The sequence below is a fragment of the Polaromonas sp. P1_F6 genome, from assembly GCF_056405695.1.
On record NZ_JBFUBQ010000006.1, the window covers coordinates 250,702 to 272,863 of the forward strand.

Below are 22,162 nucleotides of genomic sequence, written 5' to 3' on the forward strand. Positions count from 1 at the left end.
GTCAACACTGTGACTTGTTGTTAATGACAAAGACCACTCTTGTTGATGCCCACTTCACCCGCCTCGGTGGCCGCCGCCGCGCCACCCGTCCAGTTCCTGGACCGCGACCACAGCATTCTTGCCTTCAATGAGCGGGTGCTGGACTGGGCGAAGCGGCCCGACGTGCCGCTGCTGGAACGGCTGCGGTTTCTGTGCATTGTTTCGTCCAACCTGGACGAGTTTTTCGAGGTTCGCACCGCGCCCCACCTGACGGCGGCGCAGGCCAATGAACAAAAAGCACTGTATTCGGTGCAGTCTTTCGCGGCACTTTCAGCGGCAGCCCACGACATGGTGGCGCGCCAGTATTCGCTTTACAACGACGAGCTGTTGCCGGCCTTTGAGCGGCAGGGCATACGCATCGTCTCGCACGGTGAGCGCAATGCGGCCCAGCGGCGCTGGGTGAAAGAATATTTCGAAAGGGAAGTGCGGCCGTTGCTGATTCCAGTCGGGCTGGACCCTTCGCACCCGTTCCCCCAGGTGGCCAACAAGTCGCTCAACTTCATTGTGCGGCTGGGCGGGCACGACGCTTTCGGGCGGGACAACGACATTGCCATCGTCAAGGTGCCGCGCGTGTTGCCGCGGCTGATTCATATGCCCTCGCACGGCAAGGACAAGAGCCGGCTGTTCGTGTCGCTTTCCAGTGTGATTCGGGCCCACCTGGCCGAGTTGTTTGCCGGCCGCGAAGTGGGGCAGTTTTCGCAGTTCCGCGTCACCCGGCATTCTGACCTGGCCGTGGATGAAGACGACGTGAAAAACCTGCGCACCGCCTTGCGCCAGGGCCTGGAGCAACGCCATTACGGGCAGGCTGTTCGGCTGGAGGTTTCCGCGGGCTGTTCGGAATACCTGGCCAGCTTCCTGCTCAGGCAATTCAACCTGCCGACACAGTCCCTGTACCGTGTGCACGGCCCCGTCAATCTGGTGCGGCTGACGCAGCTGGTGGACCTGGTCAATGACCCCAAACTGCTCTTCCCCGGGTACAGCGCGTGTTACCCCACCCAGTTGCAGCCCGGCCAGTCGTTCTTTGAGCGGCTCAAGGAGGGTGACGTTTCCATTCACCAGCCTTTTGAAAGTTTTGACGGCGTGCTCGCCTTCCTGCGCGAAGCGGTTAACGACCCGCAGGTACTGGCGATCAAACAGACCATTTACCGCACCGGTACCGACTCGGAGCTGATGGTGCTGCTGCGCGAAGCCGTGCGCCGCGGCAAGGAAGTGACGGTGGTGGTGGAGCTCAAGGCGCGCTTCGATGAGGAAGCCAACATCAACTGGGCGGAAATGCTGGAGTCGATAGGCGCGCAGGTGGTGTATGGCGTGGTGGGCCTGAAAACCCACGCCAAGATGTTGCTGGTGACGCGGCGCGAAGGCAAACACCTGGTGCGCTATGCCCACTTGTCTACCGGCAACTACAACCCGCGTACGGCCCGCCTATATACCGACCTGAGCTACCTGACGGCCGACCCCTTGACGACGGCCGACATCGACAACGTGTTCGTGCACCTGGCCAGCCAGAGCCGCCTGCCCAAGCTGCACCATTTGCTGCTGGCGCCGTTCCAGCTGCACCGCAAGCTGATCGAGAAGATCGACGCACTGGGCGAGGCCGCCCTGCAGGGCAAAGACGCGCGCATCGTGGCCAAGATGAATGCGCTGACCGACGAGGACCTGATGCTGGCACTGGTGAGGGCAGGGCAGCGCGGCGTGAAGATAGACCTGATTGTGCGCGGCGCCTGCATGCTGCCGGCCCAGGTACCCGGTGTCACGGACAACATCCGCGTGCGTTCCATCATCGGCCGTTTCCTCGAGCATTCACGGGTGTTTTATTTCCGCTGTGCTGAAGAAGAAACTTTGTTGCTTTCCAGTGCCGACTGGATGAACCGCAACATGCTGCGCCGGGTGGAGCTGGCCTGGCCTGTGACCGACCCCGTGCTGCGCCAGCGCATCATCGACGAATGCCTGGTGGCCTACCTGCATGACGGGCGCGACGCCTGGGATCTGCAGCCTGACGGCACCTACCTGCGCGTGAACCTGCAGGGTGATGCCCCGCGCCACGGTGCGCAGGCTGCCTTGATGGCGCGCTATTCGGCCCCCCATCACCAGGAAAAATGACATGGACCTCATCCTGTGGCGTCATGCAGAGGCAGAAGACTGGCCCGAGGGTGACCCGCAGGGCGCCAGCGATCTTGAGCGCTCGCTGACGTCAAGGGGCGAAAAGCAGGCGGCCCGCATGGCCAACTGGCTGGACCGTCAGTTGCCCGAAGGCGCGCGCATTTTCGTCAGCCCGGCGCGGCGCTGCGAGCAGACCGCGCTGGCGTTGGGACGCAAATACAAAATCCGCAGTGAGCTGGCGCCCGACGCCACGGTGGAGCAGCTGCTGGAGCTGGTGCAATGGCCGTCGGCCAGGTCGCCGATTCTGGTGGTGGGCCACCAGCCCAACTTGGGGCAGGCCATCGCGCAGCTGCTCAGCTTGCAGGAAAGCGAATGCCCGGTCAAGAAGGGTGCACTCTGGTGGCTTCGCAGCCGGGACCGCGACGGCCTTAACCAGACTGTTGTGGTCACTGTGCAGTCGCCTGAAGTTCTCTGATCGGTACTTGCCGGCACGGGTTGAGCTCGTGGTCGTCATCCTGGAGGGCTCCTACCTTGCGATCTCTTATCGCGCGAATACGGCATGCCCGTTGCGGTCATGCCAGCGGACAAAAAAACAGACCCAATACAGGCAAGTTTTCTCGGTGCCAAGGCTATAGTGCAAATACCGAACCCGCTCCCGAACCTGGTCCAGCAAGCGGGCAGACTGCAGCGGAGGATTGCGGGGTTTCACGGAATTTTTATAACTGTATAAATTTATAGCGTGGTGCCCTGAAATCCAGCGTGAAAGCGGCTTACAGGAGTTTTTGATGTCCAGATTAGATTGCAAGCGCCAGGTTATACGGCAGGTTTTGCGGCATACATTACGTTAGGCCGCATGGGCACGACTACCCACCTCCGCAAGGCACTGAAGACGGACATCTTTCCGCGTCTCGTTGAGCTTGGCTTCTCGATTGATCAGCGCCACGCGCCGCACTTCATCGACTTTCGGCGCACCCGTGAAAATCAAGTCGACTTCATCGAGTTCCAGTGGGAGAAGTACGGCAGGCCCAGGTTCAAGCTGTCCTTCGGCGCGGTGAGTGCCAAAGGAACCATCGCCGACGGCATGCATACCTCGGCGCAGGACATTGGCCCAGGCCAGGCACCATGCTATGTCTGCCTGTACCCCACGGGCACCGGTTCCAGCACCCGACACTGGTTCTGCCAAGATGCGCCGCTATGGCTTCGAATCTTCGGCCGTCCGCCACGGCCAGCTTCCCTGATCACCGCAGAGTTGGCCGCTTTGCTGCCAGAGGTCGATGAATACTTGCTCAACGGTCGGCTTGGACCACATTGCTTTGAACACCAGAATCCCCCCTTCGCGAATGCGGCCTAACCATTCCTTCAAGCGGACGCCTATCGGCGCCGCTTAAGTCAAACGGTAGGCGTCATATTCCACCTCACATAGAAAGAGTGCAACGCAATGAACTCTGTCAACCTTTCGGCAGTGCTATCAAGTGTTTCTGAATCATGGCAACCCGAAACGGTTGCGCACTTCAATGGCAACGAAGTCATGGTTGCCAAAGCCATGGGCTCGTACGCTTGGCACAAGCATGAAGATACAGACGATTTCTTCTTGGTACTCAAGGGCAGCATCACAATCGAAATGCGCAATCGCAGTGTTCACCTCGGCCCGGGAGAAATGTTCGTCGTTCCACGAGGCGTCGAGCATCGCCCAGTAGCCACTGAGGAGGCTCACTTCATACTTATCGAACCGCCGGGTACCGCGAAAGACGGAACTATGCTTGTCTAAAGTTTCCTTACCACGCCGCCGCCCGTCGTTCAGCTCAAACGTTCACCGCCAGAATAGAACCAATGATTCAAATCGTCCCCTTCTCTCCGGCTCACGCCGATGGTGTCGTGTCTGTGATCCTGCCGATTCAACAGTCCGAGTTCGAAATCCCGATCACACTGGAAGCACAACCAGACCTGCAGGACATTGCCGGTTTCTATCAGCATGGCATCGGCAACTTCTGGGTCGCCCTGGAGGCGGGAGCCGTTGTCGGCACACTTGCTCTGCTAGACATCGGAAACTGTCAGGCAGCTCTGCGCAAGATGTTCGTGGCCAGCTCGCATCGCGGGCCGGAGCATGGCGTCGCCAAGGAGCTGCTTCAAACACTGCTCAGCTGGTGTCGTGCTCAAGGTGTACGAGAGGTCTTCCTGGGCACAACAGCCAAGTTCCTTGCCGCCCACAGGTTCTACGAGAAGAATGGCTTCCACGAGATGGTCAAAGAAGCTCTGCCAGAGAGCTTTCCCGTCATGGCTGTTGACACCAAGTTCTATGGGTTGTCACTGCAACGCAATGACGCCTAACCTTTCCATCGAGGGGACGTGCCCCGGCATGCCGGATCACGCCTCTCATCTCAAACGTTAGGGGATCTGAAAGCTTGAGTGCTTTGGTGCCCAGAGTACGTCGCGCGGCTCCCGGAGAAGAAGAGAAGAAGAGAAGAAGAGAAGAAGAGAAGAAGAGAAGAAGAGGGTTCATGTCAAACTTTAGACGCCGCAAGGAATTCCATGCCGTTGCTCAAGCCGCTTGTTGCCTGGCTGGTCATACTTGCCCTGGCCGTTGCCAACGGAGCGCTTCGCGAGATTGTTCTGATTCCTGTTCTTGGCAAGACCACTGGTCTGGTCATGAGCGGGGCGCTACTTTCCCTTTTTGTGATGCTTGTGTCTTTCGCCCTTGTTCGTCTCAGCCACGGCATCACAATCTTGCAAGGTCTTTGCGTTGGCGCTTCCTGGTTGTGTCTCACACTGGTCTTCGAGTTCAGCTTTGGCCGTTACGTTCAGCACAAGGCCTGGTCTGAGCTACTCGAAGCGTATGCATTCAAAGACGGTAATATCTGGCCTGTTGTGCTTCTCGTCATTCTTCTGGCGCCGCCGGCCGCAGTCCTCCTTCAGGCAAGATCTCAGCATGCAAACGGCAGCGCCTGACCCATCCTTGAAGCGAACGCGCCTTCGGCACGCCGCACAAGTCAAACGTTAGGTGTCCAGCTCGCATGACCAAGCGCACCAAGCCCTACCTGCTTCACGCGGCAATTCGTCCAGACGCGGTTGTTGACTACGAGTCCTATCCGTTCAGCATTCCCGCTGTACGCGAGATTGCCAACATCGACTTCCATCCAAACGTGACCTTCTTTGTCGGAGAGAACGGGTCGGGGAAGTCGACCGTCATGGAAGGCATCGCAGTTGCTCTTGGCTTCGGAGCTGAAGGCGGCACAAAGAATGTGCGCTTTCACTCTGCAGGCTCACTATCCGCACTTCACGACTGCTTGCGTCTGGCTCGCGGTGTTCCAAAACCTCGTGATGAGTATTTCCTTCGCGCCGAAAGTTTCTTCAATGTCGCGAGCTATATGGATGAAACTGGTTACCTGGAAGGCTACGGCGGCAAGTCCTTGCACACGCAGTCTCACGGTGAGTCCTTCATGGCGGTGCTTTTGAACAAGCTACGCGGCAACGGCATCTACCTCCTGGATGAGCCAGAAGCGGCTCTGTCGCCCAGCCGCCAACTCGCCGCACTCAGTGCCATTCACCAGCTTGTAGAGGATCACTCGCAGTTCATCATTGCAACGCACTCTCCGATACTTCTTTCCTATCCAAACGCGAAGATCATTCAGTTCGACGGGTCGGGAGTCAGTGAGGTCTCGTTCGAAGACACAGAGCACTTTGCTGTCACCCGGGACTTTCTCAACAACTATCCAAGGCGTCTCGAGCAACTGCTTCAAAATGACGTAGACACCTGACCATTCCGTCGAGCTGCGTGCACTGGCAAGCCTGGCACGTGGTTCCTGTTAAACGTGAGATCGTAAACTCGCCCCTGCCATGATCGTTTCTCATCGAAAGCCCCAAGTCTGTTTACTCGGCAGCGCTGAGCCGGGTTCTCGCGCCTACGAGCTTGCCGGGCAAGCTGGTGAAGCGCTCGCTAAACTGGGCATTACCGTTGTAAGCGGGTGCGGCAGTCCCGCAACCCGAGTTGCTGCGGAGCGCGCAATTCAGGCTAACGGCCTGGTGCTCAGCATAGTGCCGCCAGACCAGATGCCCGAGCCGGATTGGCCCGCCACGGTGGTGCTCCCCTGTGGCATGGGAGATGCACGCAATCTCTTGATGGCGCTTGCCGGCGATGCCTGCATCGTCATCGGTGGTCGCGCAGGCACCAAATCCGAGGTTCACCTGGCCTGGCTGCACAAGCGGCCTTTGCTTCCCCTGGTCGGCTGCGGCGGGTGGTCTGATGAACTGCCGTCCAACCCTCCAGACGATCGGGCGAACTCCCGGATCCTGCCGTGGAGCACCATCGCCGAGCTGGAGGCAAATCTCCGCAGTCTTGGGTTGGTCAAAAATGAGGATTGACTTGGGGAACTGGTTCGACAAGCGGGAGGGCAGATTGCAAGGGAGAACTGCGCGGTTTCATGGCGTTTTTATAACTGCATGAATTTGCAGTATTCTTCCTTGAAACCCGGAATGCGAGCGGACTGCAGGAGTTTTGAATGTATAGACCAGATCGCAAGCGCCAGGTTATACCGCAGGTTTTGCGGCATACATTACGTTAGGCCTCTGTGCGCGATTTTCTGAAATTCGTATTCGTTAACTGGCCTTCGCTAGTACTAGGCGCCGGTGCAATCTGGATCACATCACTTGCAGTTCAGAAGTCTGAACCGTCAACAAATAGGCTGCTTGCCAAAGTTGTCGGTCGCCTTGGTCTTTCAGTCTTGATAACACTCTCCTTTTGGGGGCCGCCAGGCATGTTCCTCGGCCTTGTAGGAGGCGGTGTTGCCCCCTTCCTAGTCGGCCTATTGGTTGCTCCAGTCCTGGTTTACTGGGCTCTCTATCCACTTTTCGGCCCTGCACTAGAAAGGTATCTATCTGCAGATGCCCGTGTACCACCACGAAGTTCAAAAGAGGACCCTGACGACCAAGAGACCTAGCAGCCGTCGATTGCGAGAAACCATCGCATCCTTACCTTGCCATTCAAAGAGCTTGAGCAGCTACTAGAGAGCCACCTGATCTGGAAGTAGCGCCCTCCCCCAAGTTCTCAGTCGGCGCCAATCGAGGAAAAGCAATGAAAGTCAGTTCTGTCTTCAYGCCGAGGCCTAACCCTTCCATCGAGAGGGGCGTCCAAGAGCTATCGCTCTTGGACGCCGTACTTGCGATCTCTGCATCCCTGGGCTCGTTACTCTCAGTTGCTGTCTCTATCGTCTTCACGCTACTGCGCATTCGGAATGGATTAAAGGACGGCGATGGTGTGCTTGGCGAGCACGAATATGCGCTGACGGCAGACGGGCTGACGGAGAGGACTGCGGTCAATGAAACCTTGGCAAGATGGAGCGGAATACGAGGGGCGAACAAAACAAGAGCCTTCGCGTTCATCGAGATGCGAAGCGGGTCGTTTCACATCATCCCTCGTCGCTGTTTCAGGTCTCCGGCCCATGAGGCCGAGTTTTTATCCGAGCTTCAGCGCGGTGCGACAAGTAGTGCCTAGCCGGACACAAGCGCAAAACTCCGCGCTCTTGCGAGCGCGGGAAGATTCCTCGGTATAGCTTAAGAGCCGAGCGTGGGCCGGCCGGTCTTGATGGCGGGAACCTGCTCGAGCGCGGTCAGGAAAGCCGCATCGGAAATGCTGGCTAGCAACTTGATGCCTGCGCGCAGCAGTTCGCTTTTCTTGGCGGGGCGGGTGAGCTTGGCGGCGCGCTGCTTGAGGTCGTCCAACACCACGTATTCGGCTTTCGGAATGGTGAAGCTGTCGCGCACCAATTTTGGCTTTTTGGTCTTTTCCAGCTTTGCGGCTTTGGCGGGCTTGGCAGGCTTGGCAGGCTTAGCGGTGGCCTGCGGTTTGRCCGCAGGCTTTTTGGCGCCGGCCTTTTTCACGATGGCTTTCTTGACCGTGCCTTTGCCGGTCGGGGCCTTGGCGGGGGACGCCTTTTTCGGGGTGGGCTTGGCGGCGGTTTTCACGGGTGCCTTGGGCGTGGCAGGTGCCGGTGCGGCGGGTTTTGCAGTTGCTTTTTTGCTGGTAGCCATGGATTGATCCTTTTTGGTGCGCGGTCAAATAAACCGTATATATAGTTTATACGGTTTGTTTAAAAACCGTCAAGACCTGGTCCGGCGAGGCAGAAGAAGGGTGCTCATGGGCCGGGCACAACCAGCGTCCACGGCGTTTTTTGCCACGCCAGGACTTCTTCCTGCAGTAGATGGGCTGACTGCGGAAACGACTGCGCCCAGCCGGGGCGGCAGTTCAGTACAAAGATTCTTCCGGGTTCAGCGCTGCTCTCAAGCTGAAGGCCTTTCAGGTCAGGGTCGCGCCGGGCGTGGCAGAGGATGACGGCCAGGCGCAGGCACAGCAGTTGCTGGATGAACACGCGGTCTTCAAAATTGACTTCAAGCTTGCGCAGCTTGCCGCGGTGGCCCAGCACCAGAAGGCTCAGGCGATGCAGTTCGGGCAGGGCAAAACCCGGCGCGTCGGCGTTGTCCAGGATGTAGGCGCCATGCTTGTGATAGTCGCTGTGCGAGATCTGGCTGCCGATCTCGTGCAGCTCTGCGGCCCATTCCAGCTTGCGCTGGAAGCGCTCCGACTCTGCGCGAGGCATGCCGGCACTGGCCATTGCGAACAACTGCCTGGCGACTTTGCTGACGCGCTGGGCCTGTGCGTTGTCGGTATTGAATTTGCTGGCCAGGCGCTGCACGGTGGTGGAGCGCAAATCGGTCAAATCCTGCTCACGGTCCACCAGGTCATAGAGCACACCGTGGCGCAAGGCGCCTTGTGCGGCTTCCATTTGCGCGATGCCCAGCAGGTCGAACACGGCCCTCAGCACGCTCACACCGCCGCCTATGACGGCGCGACGGTCGTCCTTCATACCGTCGAGCTTGAGCCGGTCGGCGCTTTGCGCCTTGAGCAATCGGTCCAGCAGCCAGTCGAGGCCTTCTTGCGTGACCATACCCGCAGGCCAGCCCGAAGCTGTCAGTACGTCACTGACGGCGCCAATCGTGCCGGAAGACCCATAGGCGGTATCCCACGCATCGGCGCGGTAGATGTTGACGGCTTCGTCGAGAACTGCCTTGGCGGCGACTTCCGCTGTCTGGAAAGCACGTGGGGTGAACTGCCCGTCGGGGAAATACTTCATGGACCATGCCACGCTGCCGACACGGTAGGACTCCATGGTGCGCGCGTCCAGCCCCTTGCCGAGGATCATTTCGGTGGAGCGCCCGCCTATGTCCACCACCAGCCGGCGTTCATCGGACTGCGGCAGGAGGTGAGCAACGCCCTGGTAAATGAGGCGGGCTTCTTCACGGCCCGGGATGACGTCGATGGCAAAACCGAGGATCTTGTGGGCGCGCGCCAGGAATTCCTCGCGGTTGCGCGCTTCGCGCAGGGTCTGCGTGGCGACGGCGCGGACCTGGTACTTCTTGAAACCGGCCAGCCGTTCGCCGAAGCGCGCCAGGCAGTCCCAGCCTCGCTGCATGGCTTCCGGGGTCAGGTTGCGGTCGGCATCCAGCCCGTTGCCCTGGCGAACGGTTTCCTTGAGGTATTCGGTGCGGTGGATCTGGCCGGCATCAAAGCGGCCGATTTCCAGTCGAAAGCTGTTGGACCCGAGGTCTACAGCGGCGAGCAGCGTTCCATTTTGCATACCTGAGTTTAAGGGCTTGCCATAGCATTCGCGCGGGACTCGCATCAGCATTTCTGGGTCTGTGAACATTGTGTTTGCAAGATGCGTTGCGAGTCAAAAAGGCCATGAGCAAGGCGTAAAACGCAGGCGGGGTGAACCCCGTCAAGGCTTTGCAACGCCGCGCAGGGCCTTTTTGATCGCAACCCGGAGGGAATGGGGTGAAAACGGCGCCAATCAAGGCGCGTGACGAATCCCAGACCGGGAGTCTGGGTGAGGAGTGCAACGCGGAGTGGCGCCGTTTTCACCCCATTCGCATTTGCAAACACAGTGTTCACAGGCCCTGCCTAGCCGATCAACCGGCCATCGACCGTCATCATGCTTTGCGTGACGTAGGTGCCGCTTCTGCGCTGGGGGTTGAAGCTGATGCTGAATCCGCCGACGTCGAACTTTGTGCGGCGCTGGAAGGCGGCAAGAACGCTCTGGCGGTTCAGGGGGCCATCGACGTCATTGAGCACTTCGTAGGTGTAGCGTGCTGCAATGAATCCTGCCAGGCTCAGCGGCGTGGGCGGCTCGTCGAAGAGGCGCGAAAGCGTTTCACGGTAGCTTCTGACCACCGGAAGGCTGGCGTTGACCAGGGGCACCGGCTGGGTGGCGATGACCGGCGTGTTGCGCGCCGCGCCCATCTGCAGCATGGTTTGCAGGTTCACATCGGCCAATGCCACGACATAGCGCTGGCGAGCCTGCTTTTCCAGGCCCTGGGTGAATTCGGCGAGCTCCGGCGTTCCGCCCACAAAAAGCAGCACGGCGGGTGTACGGGGCGTGAGTTTCTGACCCAGTGCACGCAGGTCGTCTGTTGCCTTGAAGGGCTGCAGCTTCAGTTGCATGTCCAGGGCGATGCGCTCGACGTCCGTGTGATAGGCGGCATGGTCCTGTGCTGTGGCGTAAATCGCACCCAGCTCCTTGAGGCCCATGGTCGAAAGGCTCTTGAGCGCATAGGCAATCTGTTCCTGGCGCGCGGCGAAGATGGGAAAGGTCTTGTCGTCGATTTCGAGGCTGGAGTTTTGCAGCCACGGGGCGGCGTGGGGGATGCCCAGCCCGCCCTGGCGGGACAGCGCCACGATCTGGCTGGCAACCTGGTCGCCGACACTGCCGGAAAGCACCATGCAGAGGGGGTTGTCCTTGACCGAGTCCAGTGCCGTGCGCAGGCTTGCGGGGGTGCCGTCCGTTTCCAGCGCCAGGTGCTGGACCTGCCTGCCGCGGACGCCGCCGCGCAAGTTGATGTCCTGCCAGGCGGCGCGTGAGCCGATCAGGAAGTCCTTGGACACATCCTGCTGCGCCTGGGAAAAATCAACCGGCTGGGCCACGACAACGCTGCGCGATGAGGCGCCCTTGCCGGGCTGAGCCCAGGCCGGGCTTGTAATTGCTGCGGCGACCAGGCCGGCGCGACGCAGCAGCCGGCGGCGACTGACTAAAGGTAAAGGCATTTGAGCTGGCATGGATGTTCCCCGGTGCGAGGTGGCTCGCCGTGCATGGATTGCTATTAAAACAATAGCTGCTTGCGCTGGCTCCATAAGGGATGGAACACGAAATTGCACAAATTCAATAAAAAACGGGTCAAACCTTCCGGCTTGACCCGTTCCAGCACCCGTGGGCTTACTTGGCGGGTGGGATCAGCACGCTGTCCACAATGTGAACGACGCCATTGGTGGCGGAAATGTCGGCGGTCTGGACCATGGCGTCCTCGATGGTGACGAATTCTCCGGCCTTGGAGAGCGCCACATTGGCGCCATTGACGGTTTTGGCGTTGCCGTTTTTGACGTCGGCAGCCATTACCTTGCCGGGAATGAGGTGGTAGGCCAGAACCGCCTTGAGCTTGGCCGGGTCTTTGGCGAGCTCGTCCATGGTTTTGGCTGGCACTTTGGCGAAGGCCGCGTTGGTGGGCGCGAACACGGTGTAGGGGCCGGTGCCCTTGAGTGTGTCGGTCAGCCCGGCTTTGGCTACCAGGCCATTGAGGGTGCTGAGCTGCGATTGGGTGGCAATCGTGTCTGCCACGGACACCGGGGTGGAGGTGGTGGCGCAGCCGGCGAGGGCGGCAACGGCGGTGGCGAGGACCAGAAAGCGGCGGTTCAACATGAAAGATTCTCCTGATTAATCCTGATTAAGACGAGGCCAAGGGTAGGAGAACCCGGTGACAGATTCGTGACGGTAATTTGAAGGTTTTGTGACGCTATAGAGGGACGGCAGCCCACCGGGAGGCTGTCATATTTGTCACATCCTTGTCACACAAGATTCCTACAGTCGACGCATCTTTCCGATCAATCCCAACCAGTTTCGACCAATCCCAACCCAAGAGGTGTTCTGATGAACCTGACTTTCAAAGCTTCCCTGACTACTGTGATGGGCGTTGCCCTCGCGTCGTTCGCCACGCTGGCTGCAGCCCAGGACGTGACAGGCGCCGGCGCCAGCTTCCCCGCCCCCCTGTATTCCAAGTGGGCCGCTGATTACAACAAGGCTACCAGCGTCAAGATCAATTACCAGTCGGTGGGTTCCGGCGCCGGTTTGCGCCAGATTGAAGCCAAAACCGTCGATTTCGGCGCTTCCGATGCGCCCCTGAAAGACGAAGAACTGGCCAAAAAAGGCCTGATGCAATTCCCCACGGTGATCGGCGGCGTCATTCCTGTGGTCAATATCAAGGGCATCACCCCCGGTCAGCTCAAGCTGAGCGGCCAGGTGCTGGGCGACATCTACCTCGGCAAGATCACCAAGTGGACCGATCCGGCCATCAAGGCCCTGAACCCCACGCTGCCCCTGCCTGACGCCGCCATCGCACCGGTTCGCCGTGCCGACGGCTCCGGCACCAGCTTTATCTTCACCAATTACCTGAGCAAGGTGAATGCCGAGTGGAAGTCCAAAGTGGGCGAGGGCACCGCAGTGAACTGGCCAGTGGGCGCAGGCGGCAAGGGCAATGAAGGTGTGGCGGCATTCGTCGGTCGTCTGCCCAACTCGATCGGCTACGTGGAATACGCTTACGTCAAGCAGAACAAGATGACCTTTGCCCAGCTGAAGAATGCGGCCGGCAATTTCGTGTCGCCGGAAGATGGCGCCTTCAAGGCTGCTGCAGCGGGTGCCGAATGGTCCAAGAGCTTCTACCAGATCCTGACCGAGCAGCCCGGCAAGGATTCGTGGCCCATCACCGGCGCTACTTTCATCCTGATGCAGAAAGTCCAGGACAAGCCTGCCCAGGCCGCCGCTTCGCTCAAGTTCTTTGAGTGGGCTTACAAAAACGGCGACAAAACCGCCGACGACCTGGACTACGTGCCCATGCCTGCCGCTGTGAAGACCATCATCGAAAAAGCCTGGGGCGACATCAAGGATGCATCGGGCAAGACGGTTGCCTACAAGTAAGCACAGCCAGCTGATTTTTCCCAGTCGTTACACACCATAGGGGTTTCTCACGTGTCCTCTACACTTCCGGCTAGCCGGGCCGCTTTTGACCACCCGGCAAAAGCGACCGGACGCGCTATGACCAATCCTCCTCCTGGCAGCACTGTGCGCAGAAGCCCCCTGGCAGACCGGCTTTTCGGCTGGGCTGCGCAGGGCGCGGCCTGGCTGACACTGGCCCTGCTGGCCGGCATCCTGGTTTCCCTCGTCATCGGGGCGTGGCCGGCGATCAGCAAATACGGCCTCGGCTTCCTGACGAGCAGCGTCTGGGACCCTGTCAAGGGCGAGTACGGTGGGCTGGTCATGATTTACGGCACCATTGCCACATCACTGATCGCACTGCTCATCGCGGTGCCGGTGAGCTTCGGCATTGCGCTGTTCCTGACCGAGTTGTCGCCCGCATGGCTCAAAAGGCCGCTGGGCACCGCCATCGAGCTGCTCGCCGCCGTGCCGTCCATCGTCTACGGCATGTGGGGCCTGCTGGTGTTCGGCCCCATCCTGGCCACTTACGTGCAGCAGCCGCTGCAAAGCATGCTGAGCGGCGTGCCTTACCTGGGCGCACTGGTGTCTGGCCCTCCTGTGGGCATCGGTATTTTGTCGGCCGGCATCATCCTGGCCATCATGATCATTCCTTTCATTGCCTCGGTGATGCGGGACGTGTTCGAGGTCACGCCGGTGCTGCTCAAGGAGTCCGCCTATGGGCTGGGCTCCACCACCTGGGAAGTTGTCTCCAAGGTCGTGCTTCCCTACACCAAAGCCGGTGTGGTGGGCGGCATCATGCTGGGCCTGGGCCGCGCACTGGGCGAAACCATGGCGGTGACCTTCGTCATCGGCAATTTCAACCAGCTCGATTCGCTGAGCCTCTTTCAGGCCGCCAACAGCATCACGTCGGCACTGGCCAACGAGTTCGCTGAAGCCGGCGAGGGCCTGCACCAGGCGGCGCTGATCTACCTGGGCCTGGTGCTGTTCTTCATCACGTTTGTCGTGCTGTCGCTGTCCAAGCTGCTGCTGGCCCAACTGCGAAAGAGTGAAGGGGTGAAAACATGAGTACCGCGGCACACGACGCGCGCCTGGCCAAGTTCGCCAGCCGCAAGCGGGTCAACCGGATCGCGTTGGTCCTCTCCCTGGCGGCCATGTCCTTCGGCCTGTTCTGGCTGGCATGGATTTTGTGGGAAACCATACGCCTGGGCGTGGGCGGGCTTTCGCTGGCCACGCTGACGCAGATGACGCCGGCACCCAATGAAGAGGGCGGTATCGCCAACGCGATTTACGGCTCCTTCCTCATGGTGCTGCTGGCCACCTTTGTGGGCACGCCGATCGGCATCATGGCGGGCATCTACCTGGCCGAGTACAACACCAAGGGCATGCTGGCGTCTGTGACGCGCTTTGTCAACGACATCCTGCTGTCCGCGCCGTCCATCGTGATCGGCTTGTTTGTCTACACGGTCGTCGTGTCGCAGTTCAAGTCCTATTCGGGCTGGGCCGGTGTCCTGGCGCTGGCGCTGATCGTTATTCCCGTGGTGATTCGCACGACGGAAAACATGCTGCAGCTGGTGCCGCCGGGCCTGCGTGAAGCGGCTTACGCCCTGGGTGCGCCGAAGTGGAAGGTGATCACCAGCATCACGCTGCGCGCCGCACGCGCCGGCGTGACGACCGGCATTCTGCTGGCCGTGGCGCGGATTGCCGGTGAAACAGCGCCGTTGCTCTTCACCGCGCTGAACAACCAGTTCTGGACGTCTGACCTGAGCCAGCCCATGGCCAGCCTGCCCGTGACGATCTTCAAGTTTGCGCTGAGCCCTTATGAGAACTGGCAGCAGCTGGCATGGGCAGGCGTGTTCCTGATCACCATGGCCGTGCTTGGCCTGAACATCCTGGCGCGCGTGCTGACACGCGCCAAAAACTGACAGGCTGACGCCTTTCCTTTAGACCACACAACACAACAAGGTCACAGATGGATACCCCTACTGCATCACGCGAACAATCGAAAATCTCGGTCAAAAACCTCGACTTCTATTACGGCAAGTTCCACGCCCTCAAAAGCATCAACCTGGAAATTCCCGAGAAGAAGGTCACTGCTTTCATCGGCCCCTCGGGCTGCGGCAAGTCCACGCTTCTGCGCATTTTCAACCGCATGTATGAGCTCTATCCCGAGCAGCGCGCCGAAGGTGAAATCATGTTCGACGGCGAGAACCTGCTGACGTCCAAAAAAGACGTGGCGCTGATCCGCTCCAAGGTCGGCATGGTGTTCCAGAAGCCCACGCCTTTCCCGATGTCGATCTACGACAACATCGCCTTTGGTGTGAAGTTGTTCGAAAGCCTGAACGCCTCGGACATGGATGAGCGTGTGGAATGGGCCCTGCGCAAGGCCGCGCTGTGGACGGAAGTCAAGGACAAGCTGAACCAGAGCGGCTCAAGCCTCTCGGGCGGCCAGCAGCAACGCCTGTGCATCGCCCGCGGCATCGCCATCAAGCCTGAAGTATTGCTGCTGGACGAGCCTTGTTCGGCGCTGGACCCGATCTCCACCGCCAAGGTGGAAGAGCTGATTGCCGAGCTCAAGAACGAATACACGGTGGTCATCGTGACGCACAACATGCAGCAGGCTGCCCGCTGCAGTGATTACACCGCCTATATGTACCTGGGCGACCTGGTTGAATTTGGCGCAACCGAAGACTTGTTCTTCAAGCCAAAACGTAAAGAAACCGAAGACTACATCACCGGCCGTTTCGGCTGATACGGATTAGGGAGCACACATGCCTGATAAACACCTATCGACCCAGTTTGACAGCGAACTCAATGGCGTGTCCTCGCGCGTCATGGAGCTCGGCGGCCTGGTCGAGTCGCAGATTCGCCTGGCTATCTATGCGCTGTCCCAGTTCAGCGCCGAAAGCGCCAACCAGGTGATCGAAACCGAATCGCGCGTCAACGCGATGGAGATCGACATCGACCGCGAGCTGTCGTCCATCATTGCGCGGCGCCAGCCCACGGCTCGCGACCTGCGCCTGCTGATTGCGATTTCCAAGACCACGGCCAACCTTGAGCGTGCCGGTGACGAGGCCGAGAAGATTGCCCGCATGGTCAAGTCCATCATCGAAAGCGGTTCGGCCCGGGCCCTGCCTTCGTCCGACCTGCGCATCGCGGCGGAGCTTGCCTCCGGCCTGCTGCGCAAGGCACTGGACGCTTTTGCCCGGCTGGACACCGCGGTCGCGGTTTCCATCCTCAAGGAAGACGACCAGATCGACCAGGAATTCGACGGTTTTGTGCGCAAACTCATCACCTACATGATGGAAGACCCGCGCACGATTTCGCCGAGCCTGGATTTGCTGTTTGTGGCCAAGGCCATCGAGCGCGTGGGCGACCATGCCAAGAACATCGCAGAATTCATCATTTACATCGTCAAGGGCGCCGACGTGCGGCACACTCCTATGGAACAAATCGAATCCGCCGTGAAATGAGCCCCCACGGTCGCTCACTTCGTGTAGCTTCCTGCCCCCCGAGGGGGCCGCTGCGCCTGCGGTCTGGCGAAGCCAGTCCCGCGGCCCCTGCTGGTATGAAGAGCTTGCAACTGTCGGGGGGATTTTCCGCATGGGCGCTTCGGTGTCTTTGCCTTTGAACGAATATTCATCATGAAACACCTGCCACGCATACTGATTGTTGAAGACGAGCCGGCCATTGCCGAGCTGATTGCCGTCAACCTGCGGCATGGCGGCTTTGACCCCGTGGTGGCGGAAGACAGTGTGTCGGCCCAGCGCGAACTCGACGCTGTGTTGCCCGATGCCATCCTGCTCGACTGGATGCTGCCGGGGCAAAGCGGCCTGGCGCTGGCCCGCCACTGGCGCAAGCAGGCGCGTACCAAGAGCATTCCCATACTCATGTTGACGGCACGCGGTGACGAGCCCGACAAGGTGGCCGGACTGGATGCCGGCGCCGACGACTACATCACCAAGCCGTTTTCTACCCAGGAACTTCTGGCGCGCATACGCGCCGTGCTGCGCCGCCGCGCGCCCGAGTCGGTGAACGACAGCGTGACGGTGGGCGGGCTGGTCCTGGACGCCGCCACGCACCGCATCTCTTACCTGGGCCAGGAGCTCAAGCTGGGCCCGACCGAGTTCAAGCTGCTGCATTACCTGATGAAACACGCCGAACGCGTGCACAGCCGCAGTTCCCTGCTCGACAAGGTGTGGGGCGACCACGTGTTCATTGAAGAGCGCACCGTCGACGTCCACGTCAAGCGCCTGCGTGAGGCCTTGGGCGCAGCGGGCACCATGGTGGAAACCGTGCGCGGCGCCGGTTACCGGCTGACGGCGATGGCCGCCAACAACCCGGTTGCTGCGGCACAATCCAGCGCATGATCAATCGGTGGATTGTTTTTGCCGCCTGCATGATTGTTGGCGGCGGTTTGGGCTTTTGGGCGCGCACCGCAAACGGCTTGACCTTCGGACTGGGCATAGGCTTGGCTGTGGGGGCGATGCTCTGGTTGGTGATCGACAGCGTCTATATCGGCCGCCTGCTGCGCTGGCTGCGTACCGAACAGAACAACGACGCGCCAGCCGTGATGGCAGGCAGCGCCCCCAGCCTTCCCGGTGTATGGGGCGAGGTCGTGGACCGGACCCGCCGGCTGCTCAAGAATCGCGATCAACAGTTGCAGGAAAGCCAGGCGCGCCTCGATGAATTCCTGGCGGCCATGCAAGCCTCGCCGAGCGGCGTGGTGCTGCTCGACGCGCAAGGCCGTATCGAGTGGTGCAACCAGATGGCCAGCCAGCACTTCGGCTTTGACGCCCAGCGCGACGTGCTGCAGCACATCGCCAACCTGGTGCGTGACCCGGCCTTCAAAGCTTATATGGCAGCGGGTGATTTCTCGCACGACGTGGTGATCCCCGGCAACTTCAGCACGCCGGCCCGTCCGGTGAAGCTGTCGGTGCATGTACATTCCTATGGCAAAAACCGCAAGCTGCTGCTGTCGCGGGACATCACCGCCGTGGAGCTGGCAGAAGCCATGCGTCGCGATTTCGTGGCCAATGTGTCGCATGAGATCCGCACGCCGCTGACGGTCTTGTCGGGTTTTATCGAAACCCTGCAGACGCTGCCGCTCAAGGAGCCGGAGCGGGCCCGCTACCTGGCGCTGATGTCGCAGCAATCGCAGCGCATGCAAACGCTGGTGAATGACCTGCTGACCCTGTCGCGGCTGGAAGGCAGCCCGTTTCCGGGTGCCAATGACTGGATGACCGTCAGTGCGCTGATGGCCCAATCAGAGCAGGAGGCAAGGGCCTTGTCGTTGGTGATTGCGCCGCAGGGCCACCAGCTGGAATTTGACCAGGGGCCAGGCACCGAAGTTGCCGGGGTTCAGACCGAGCTTTATAGCGCGATGTCCAATCTGGTGACCAATGCTGTGCGCTACACGCCCGAGGGAGGTCTGGTCCGCGTCAGCTGGACGCTGCTGGCGGACGGGCGTGGTGAGTTCAAGGTCAAGGACAGCGGGCCGGGTATCGCGCCTGAGCACCTGCCGCGCCTGACGGAACGTTTTTATCGCATCGACCGCAGCCGATCGCGTGAAACCGGGGGCACCGGCCTCGGCCTCGCTATCGTCAAACATGTCGCCCAGCGTCACGGTGCCGAACTCAACATTCAAAGTGAACCGGGGCACGGCTCCTGCTTTTCCATCATTTTTCCCGTCGTGCGGGTTCGCCGGACTCAACCCGTTTGAGTCACCTTCAGGCTGCGCCTGACCGCATGCCACAACAGGGCCAGAAAGCATGCCGCAACGAGGCCAATGGCGAGCGTGCTGGCTGCCCAGAAACTGCTGGCGGACTGCGTCGCGGCCCGGCCTGCAATGCCGTCGTAAGCCAGACGGTAACCCCCCAGAAGCCCAAGTCCCCAGAGCAGCACGCCATAAAGGGCCAGCGGCGCAATGGTGATGCGGTAGCAGCGAAGCAAAAAGGCCGTCAGGGCCTGTGTTGCATCGGCGACGTGATAGAACGCAACCCACACCAGCAAAGCGGAGGCCAGCGCGACAATTTCCGGGTTACCGGAGTACCAGCTTGCCAGTACGGGGCCGGCCATTGAAACCAAGGCCGCGAGTGTCAGCGCCGCGAGCCCCGTGAGCTTCAGCCCCAGCAGCACCACGCGTTTGGCGTAATCCGGGCGTCCTGCGCCTATCCAGAACGAGACACGGGCACTGCACGCGATTGCCATGGACAGCGGCATCATGTAGAGAACCGCAGCCACGCTGGATGCAATCTGGTGGCTTGCGGAGGCTACGGTGCCGAGGCGGGCGATGAAGAGTGCCATCAGCGTGAACGACGTCACTTCCACCAGATAAGCCAGGCCGCCGGGAATGCCGAGCCTGGCGAAGTGACCTATTTGCAGCCAGTCCGGCCGTTCCATGCGTTGCCAGATGCGATAGGGCTGGTACAGCGTCTGTGTGCGCAGCATCAGGATGGCCAGCGCCAGCAACAGGTAGTTCACAATCAGCGTGGCCCATGCGCAGCCGACAGCGCCCATGGGTTCTACGCCGGCACCGCCGGCCACCAGCCAGATAGACAGGGGGATCTTGACCAGCAGGGCGCCGACCTGCAGCCAGGTGACCAACAGCGGCTTGCCCAGTGCCTGGTTGAAGGTGCTGTAGATGCGAAACAGCAGGGATGGTGCGAACGCAAAGGCCAGCACCGCCAGGTAATGCTGCACCTCGTCGCGCATCAGTTCAGGCACTTGTGCCCAGCGCAGCAGGGGGCCGGGGAAGAGCATGGCGGCCATGCCCGCCACCACGATAAAACCGCACAGGTACATGCTTTGGCGCAGCGAAGCACCTACCGCCTCATGGCGGCGCGCGCCCATCATTTCGGCCCAGATGGGCAGTAGCGCCTGAACAATGCCGATCAGGCCGACGTAAACACTGATGTAAAGCGCCGACCCTACCGACAGCGCGGCCAGGGCCTCGTCGCTGTAGCGGCCTGCAATCACCGTGTCGGCCACACCGAAGGCCATGACGGCCAGTTGCCCGACGAGCACGGTGCCCGCGTGCTGGCTGATGATCTTGAGTTCGCTCAAGGGCTGGTTCTTGAATTCGGGCGGGGAAGCCCCACTCGCTTGAACAGCAGGACGTTTTCAGTCTTGTCCGTGGGGCGGCGCACTGTCGCCTGGAAGGCCCAATCGGGCAAATTAACGACGCGGCTGAGCGTTGGCTGCGCCTCGACATCCACAATCAGGTAGGGGCAGCTTGCCTGCGTTCCGGCTTGCCGGAGCTCGAGCCCGCCGTGGTACTGCAGCGCGGCGGCCTGCGCACTGCCTACGCCGTAAATCTCAACGCAGGCGCTTTTGTCGACGAGATTTGCGATCTGGCGCGACAGGGGCGCAAGGCTGCGGGCGTAGTCGAGCAGCGGTAGCCAGAGTGTCATCAGCAGCAGCCAGCACAGGGTGGCGCCGCCGGCAGGCAGTACCAGCGATTTCCAGATGGCCGCACGCTGCGCGCCGGCGCGCCATTTGACGAGCCAGGCCCAGGCCAAGGTGGCCAGCAGTGCGGCCAGGAATGCCAGCCACGAGAAGCTGGGTTCAAACCCCGGTGCCAGTTTGGCGACGTTGGCTGCGGGTTGACGCGGAACGCCGGTCTGCATGGCAATCCAGACCACCCAGATGATGATGCCGCAGCCGGTGAAAAACAGCAGTGTGAACCAGTCAATCAACGAGGCCACGCTGCGTTTGAGTGTGGGGAGCGCGAAGGCAGCCAGCGCTGCCAGCGGCGGCAGGCTCAGCAGCAGGCTGCGGTCCGAGGCTGTGGTCGTCAGCGTGGCGGCCACGGCCATCGCGGCGAACCACAATGGCAAGGCGACATGGCGGCTGGCCAGTTGCCTGCGCCAGCGGTAAAGTGTCCACATCGCCAGCGGCCATGCCGGCCAGGTAAACCACAGCAGCAGGCGTCCCAGGCTGCGCCAGTCTTTCAAGGCCGATTGACCGTCCGCACCGGGCAGGTGAATCCTCCAGCGCCACAGGTTCAGCCCATAGGCCAACAGCGCTACCAGCAGCGTGATGCCGGTGATCAGCAGCACCCAGTGCCATGACTGCTGCCTGGCCGCAGGGTCGGACTGGCCGGTGCCCCAGCGCATGTGGGTCCATTCCACCAACGCTCCGCCCATGCCAATCAGAAGTGCCAGTGTGGGCGCGCCGCTCAGGGCCAGCCCTGCAAGCCCGACCAGCAGGCCGAATGCCGGCCCCAGGATCTTGGTGGCCGGGCGGTAGGGGCTTGCGGCCATGGCGTAAAAGGCCAGTGCCGTGAAGCCGAGCTGCGCCAGGGCCGGTGTGGTTTCATGGGAGAGCTGTGCCAGGCCAAGACTGGCAATCAGCGCCAGCAGGGCGGTATCGGCGATAGCCCGGGCATAGTCGACCGGACTGGCCTCGCCGCCGAAAGCAAAGGCGACGGGCTGGGCTTGCGGGCTACGCGCCAGGTAGTAAACGGCGTACCACGTCGCCAGCATAGTCAGCACCAGCAGCGCCACAAATGGAATGCGCACAGCCCATGCCGGATCCAGAAAAGGGAAAACCTTGATGGCGATGGCACCCAGCCAATACGGTGCCAGTGCATCGAACTCCGTGACCTGGCCCAGCAGCTGTGGACGCAGCCAGTTGCCCGCCATGGAGGCGAGTTCACGCATCACGCCAAACGCAGCAATGTCTTCGTTTTTCCAGGGGCCGCGCCCCAGAAAACCCGGCAGCGCATAGGCTGCGCAAAACAGGAGCAATGCGAGTCGCGGCAGGCGGCGCACAGCGGACTGGGCAATGATGGCAGGAGACGGTTTGTTCAAAACGTAGGGGATCGGATAGATAGATCTGAGGGATCGAAAGGGGGCGGCTGCTGTCGGGTCGTTCAACCTTGGCTACGGGTGATTCTGCGTCAAACCAGGCTGAGGTACATCGCGTGACCTGGCAAATTTTGCCGAAAAAAAAGCAGCCTGAAATTCAGGCTGCTTTTTTGCAGGCTGGCGAAA

Annotated in this window: 22 protein-coding genes; 16 read left to right on the plus strand and 6 right to left on the minus strand. The window is 60.7% G+C overall.

The window, feature by feature from the left end; all coding sequences use genetic code 11:
* Positions 1-45: 45 nt before the first annotated feature.
* The 9 genes from ppk1 to AC1DY9_RS17980 all read left to right on the plus strand — a co-directional run bounded on the left by ppk1 (position 46) and on the right by AC1DY9_RS17980 (position 7,627).
* The gene (ppk1, locus tag AC1DY9_RS17940; protein WP_477667217.1) at positions 46-2,139 is read left to right on the plus strand and encodes a polyphosphate kinase 1; all 2,094 of its coding nucleotides are present in this window, start codon (positions 46-48) and stop codon (positions 2,137-2,139) included.
* A 1-nt stretch (position 2,140) separates the two neighbouring features.
* Complete coding sequence (locus AC1DY9_RS17945) at positions 2,141-2,614, plus strand: SixA phosphatase family protein (RefSeq protein WP_477667218.1); 474 nt, start codon at positions 2,141-2,143, stop codon at positions 2,612-2,614.
* Between the two features lie 378 nt (positions 2,615-2,992).
* Entirely contained in the window at positions 2,993-3,490 is a 498-nt protein-coding gene (locus tag AC1DY9_RS17950; RefSeq protein ID WP_477667219.1) for a hypothetical protein, read from the plus strand.
* A gap of 87 nt (positions 3,491-3,577) precedes the next feature.
* Positions 3,578-3,907, plus strand: a complete 330-nt coding sequence (locus AC1DY9_RS17955) for a cupin domain-containing protein (RefSeq protein ID WP_477667220.1) — start codon at positions 3,578-3,580, stop codon at positions 3,905-3,907.
* Between the two features lie 62 nt (positions 3,908-3,969).
* Positions 3,970-4,467, plus strand: coding sequence for a GNAT family N-acetyltransferase (locus tag AC1DY9_RS17960; protein ID WP_477667221.1), 498 nt, complete (start codon positions 3,970-3,972; stop codon positions 4,465-4,467).
* 201 nt (positions 4,468-4,668) lie between these two features.
* Positions 4,669-5,085 carry a hypothetical protein gene (locus AC1DY9_RS17965; protein ID WP_477667222.1) on the plus strand — a complete coding sequence of 139 codons (417 nt, stop codon included), beginning with the start codon at positions 4,669-4,671 and terminating at the stop codon, positions 5,083-5,085.
* A 65-nt stretch (positions 5,086-5,150) separates the two neighbouring features.
* Positions 5,151-5,894, plus strand: a complete 744-nt coding sequence (locus tag AC1DY9_RS17970; RefSeq protein ID WP_477667223.1) for an AAA family ATPase — start codon at positions 5,151-5,153, stop codon at positions 5,892-5,894.
* Between the two features lie 79 nt (positions 5,895-5,973).
* A complete protein-coding gene (locus AC1DY9_RS17975; RefSeq protein WP_477667224.1) occupies positions 5,974-6,498 on the plus strand; it encodes an SLOG cluster 4 domain-containing protein in 525 nt (174 codons plus the stop codon).
* 709 nt (positions 6,499-7,207) lie between these two features.
* Positions 7,208-7,627, plus strand: coding sequence for a YcxB family protein (locus AC1DY9_RS17980; protein WP_477667225.1), 420 nt, complete (start codon positions 7,208-7,210; stop codon positions 7,625-7,627).
* Positions 7,628-7,686: 59 nt separating this feature from the next.
* Here the strand turns inward: AC1DY9_RS17980 and AC1DY9_RS17985 are convergent, their stop codons facing one another.
* The 4 genes from AC1DY9_RS17985 to AC1DY9_RS18000 all read right to left on the minus strand — a co-directional run bounded on the left by AC1DY9_RS17985 (position 7,687) and on the right by AC1DY9_RS18000 (position 11,879).
* Positions 7,687-8,163, minus strand: a complete 477-nt coding sequence (locus tag AC1DY9_RS17985) for a hypothetical protein (RefSeq protein WP_477667226.1) — start codon at positions 8,161-8,163, stop codon at positions 7,687-7,689.
* Between the two features lie 104 nt (positions 8,164-8,267).
* Positions 8,268-9,767, minus strand: coding sequence for an exopolyphosphatase (gene ppx, locus AC1DY9_RS17990; protein ID WP_457278661.1), 1,500 nt, complete (start codon positions 9,765-9,767; stop codon positions 8,268-8,270).
* Between the two features lie 323 nt (positions 9,768-10,090).
* Positions 10,091-11,230, minus strand: coding sequence for an ABC transporter substrate-binding protein (locus tag AC1DY9_RS17995; RefSeq protein WP_477667227.1), 1,140 nt, complete (start codon positions 11,228-11,230; stop codon positions 10,091-10,093).
* A gap of 169 nt (positions 11,231-11,399) precedes the next feature.
* Positions 11,400-11,879: a fasciclin domain-containing protein gene (locus AC1DY9_RS18000; RefSeq protein ID WP_457278659.1), complete on the minus strand. Its 480-nt coding sequence runs from the start codon at positions 11,877-11,879 to the stop codon at positions 11,400-11,402.
* Positions 11,880-12,107: 228 nt separating this feature from the next.
* Between AC1DY9_RS18000 and pstS the strand changes: the two genes are divergently transcribed.
* The 7 genes from pstS (at position 12,108) to phoR (ending at position 18,888) form a co-directional block, all read left to right on the plus strand.
* On the plus strand, positions 12,108-13,151 hold the full coding sequence (pstS, locus tag AC1DY9_RS18005) for a phosphate ABC transporter substrate-binding protein PstS (protein ID WP_457278658.1): 1,044 nt from the start codon (positions 12,108-12,110) through the stop codon (positions 13,149-13,151).
* A 117-nt stretch (positions 13,152-13,268) separates the two neighbouring features.
* Positions 13,269-14,234: a phosphate ABC transporter permease subunit PstC gene (gene pstC / locus AC1DY9_RS18010; RefSeq protein WP_477667228.1), complete on the plus strand. Its 966-nt coding sequence runs from the start codon at positions 13,269-13,271 to the stop codon at positions 14,232-14,234.
* Complete coding sequence (pstA, locus tag AC1DY9_RS18015) at positions 14,231-15,091, plus strand: phosphate ABC transporter permease PstA (protein ID WP_457278656.1); 861 nt, start codon at positions 14,231-14,233, stop codon at positions 15,089-15,091. Before pstC ends, pstA begins: the two co-directional genes overlap by 4 nt.
* Positions 15,092-15,138: 47 nt before the next feature.
* The gene (pstB, locus tag AC1DY9_RS18020) at positions 15,139-15,918 is read left to right on the plus strand and encodes a phosphate ABC transporter ATP-binding protein PstB (protein ID WP_457278655.1); all 780 of its coding nucleotides are present in this window, start codon (positions 15,139-15,141) and stop codon (positions 15,916-15,918) included.
* 19 nt (positions 15,919-15,937) lie between these two features.
* Positions 15,938-16,639: a phosphate signaling complex protein PhoU gene (gene phoU / locus AC1DY9_RS18025; RefSeq protein WP_411879881.1), complete on the plus strand. Its 702-nt coding sequence runs from the start codon at positions 15,938-15,940 to the stop codon at positions 16,637-16,639.
* 171 nt (positions 16,640-16,810) lie between these two features.
* Positions 16,811-17,536: a phosphate regulon transcriptional regulator PhoB gene (gene phoB / locus AC1DY9_RS18030; protein ID WP_431096707.1), complete on the plus strand. Its 726-nt coding sequence runs from the start codon at positions 16,811-16,813 to the stop codon at positions 17,534-17,536.
* Positions 17,533-18,888: a phosphate regulon sensor histidine kinase PhoR gene (gene phoR / locus AC1DY9_RS18035; RefSeq protein WP_477667229.1), complete on the plus strand. Its 1,356-nt coding sequence runs from the start codon at positions 17,533-17,535 to the stop codon at positions 18,886-18,888. The genes phoB and phoR overlap by 4 nt, the downstream gene beginning before the upstream one ends.
* Here the strand turns inward: phoR and AC1DY9_RS18040 are convergent.
* Together AC1DY9_RS18040 and AC1DY9_RS18045 are read right to left on the minus strand one after the other, a co-directional pair.
* The gene (locus AC1DY9_RS18040; protein WP_477667230.1) at positions 18,876-20,231 is read right to left on the minus strand and encodes an MATE family efflux transporter; all 1,356 of its coding nucleotides are present in this window, start codon (positions 20,229-20,231) and stop codon (positions 18,876-18,878) included. The genes phoR and AC1DY9_RS18040 overlap by 13 nt on opposite strands.
* A complete protein-coding gene (locus AC1DY9_RS18045; protein WP_477667231.1) occupies positions 20,228-21,979 on the minus strand; it encodes a hypothetical protein in 1,752 nt (583 codons plus the stop codon). The genes AC1DY9_RS18040 and AC1DY9_RS18045 overlap by 4 nt, the downstream gene beginning before the upstream one ends.
* Positions 21,980-22,162 lie beyond the last annotated feature (183 nt).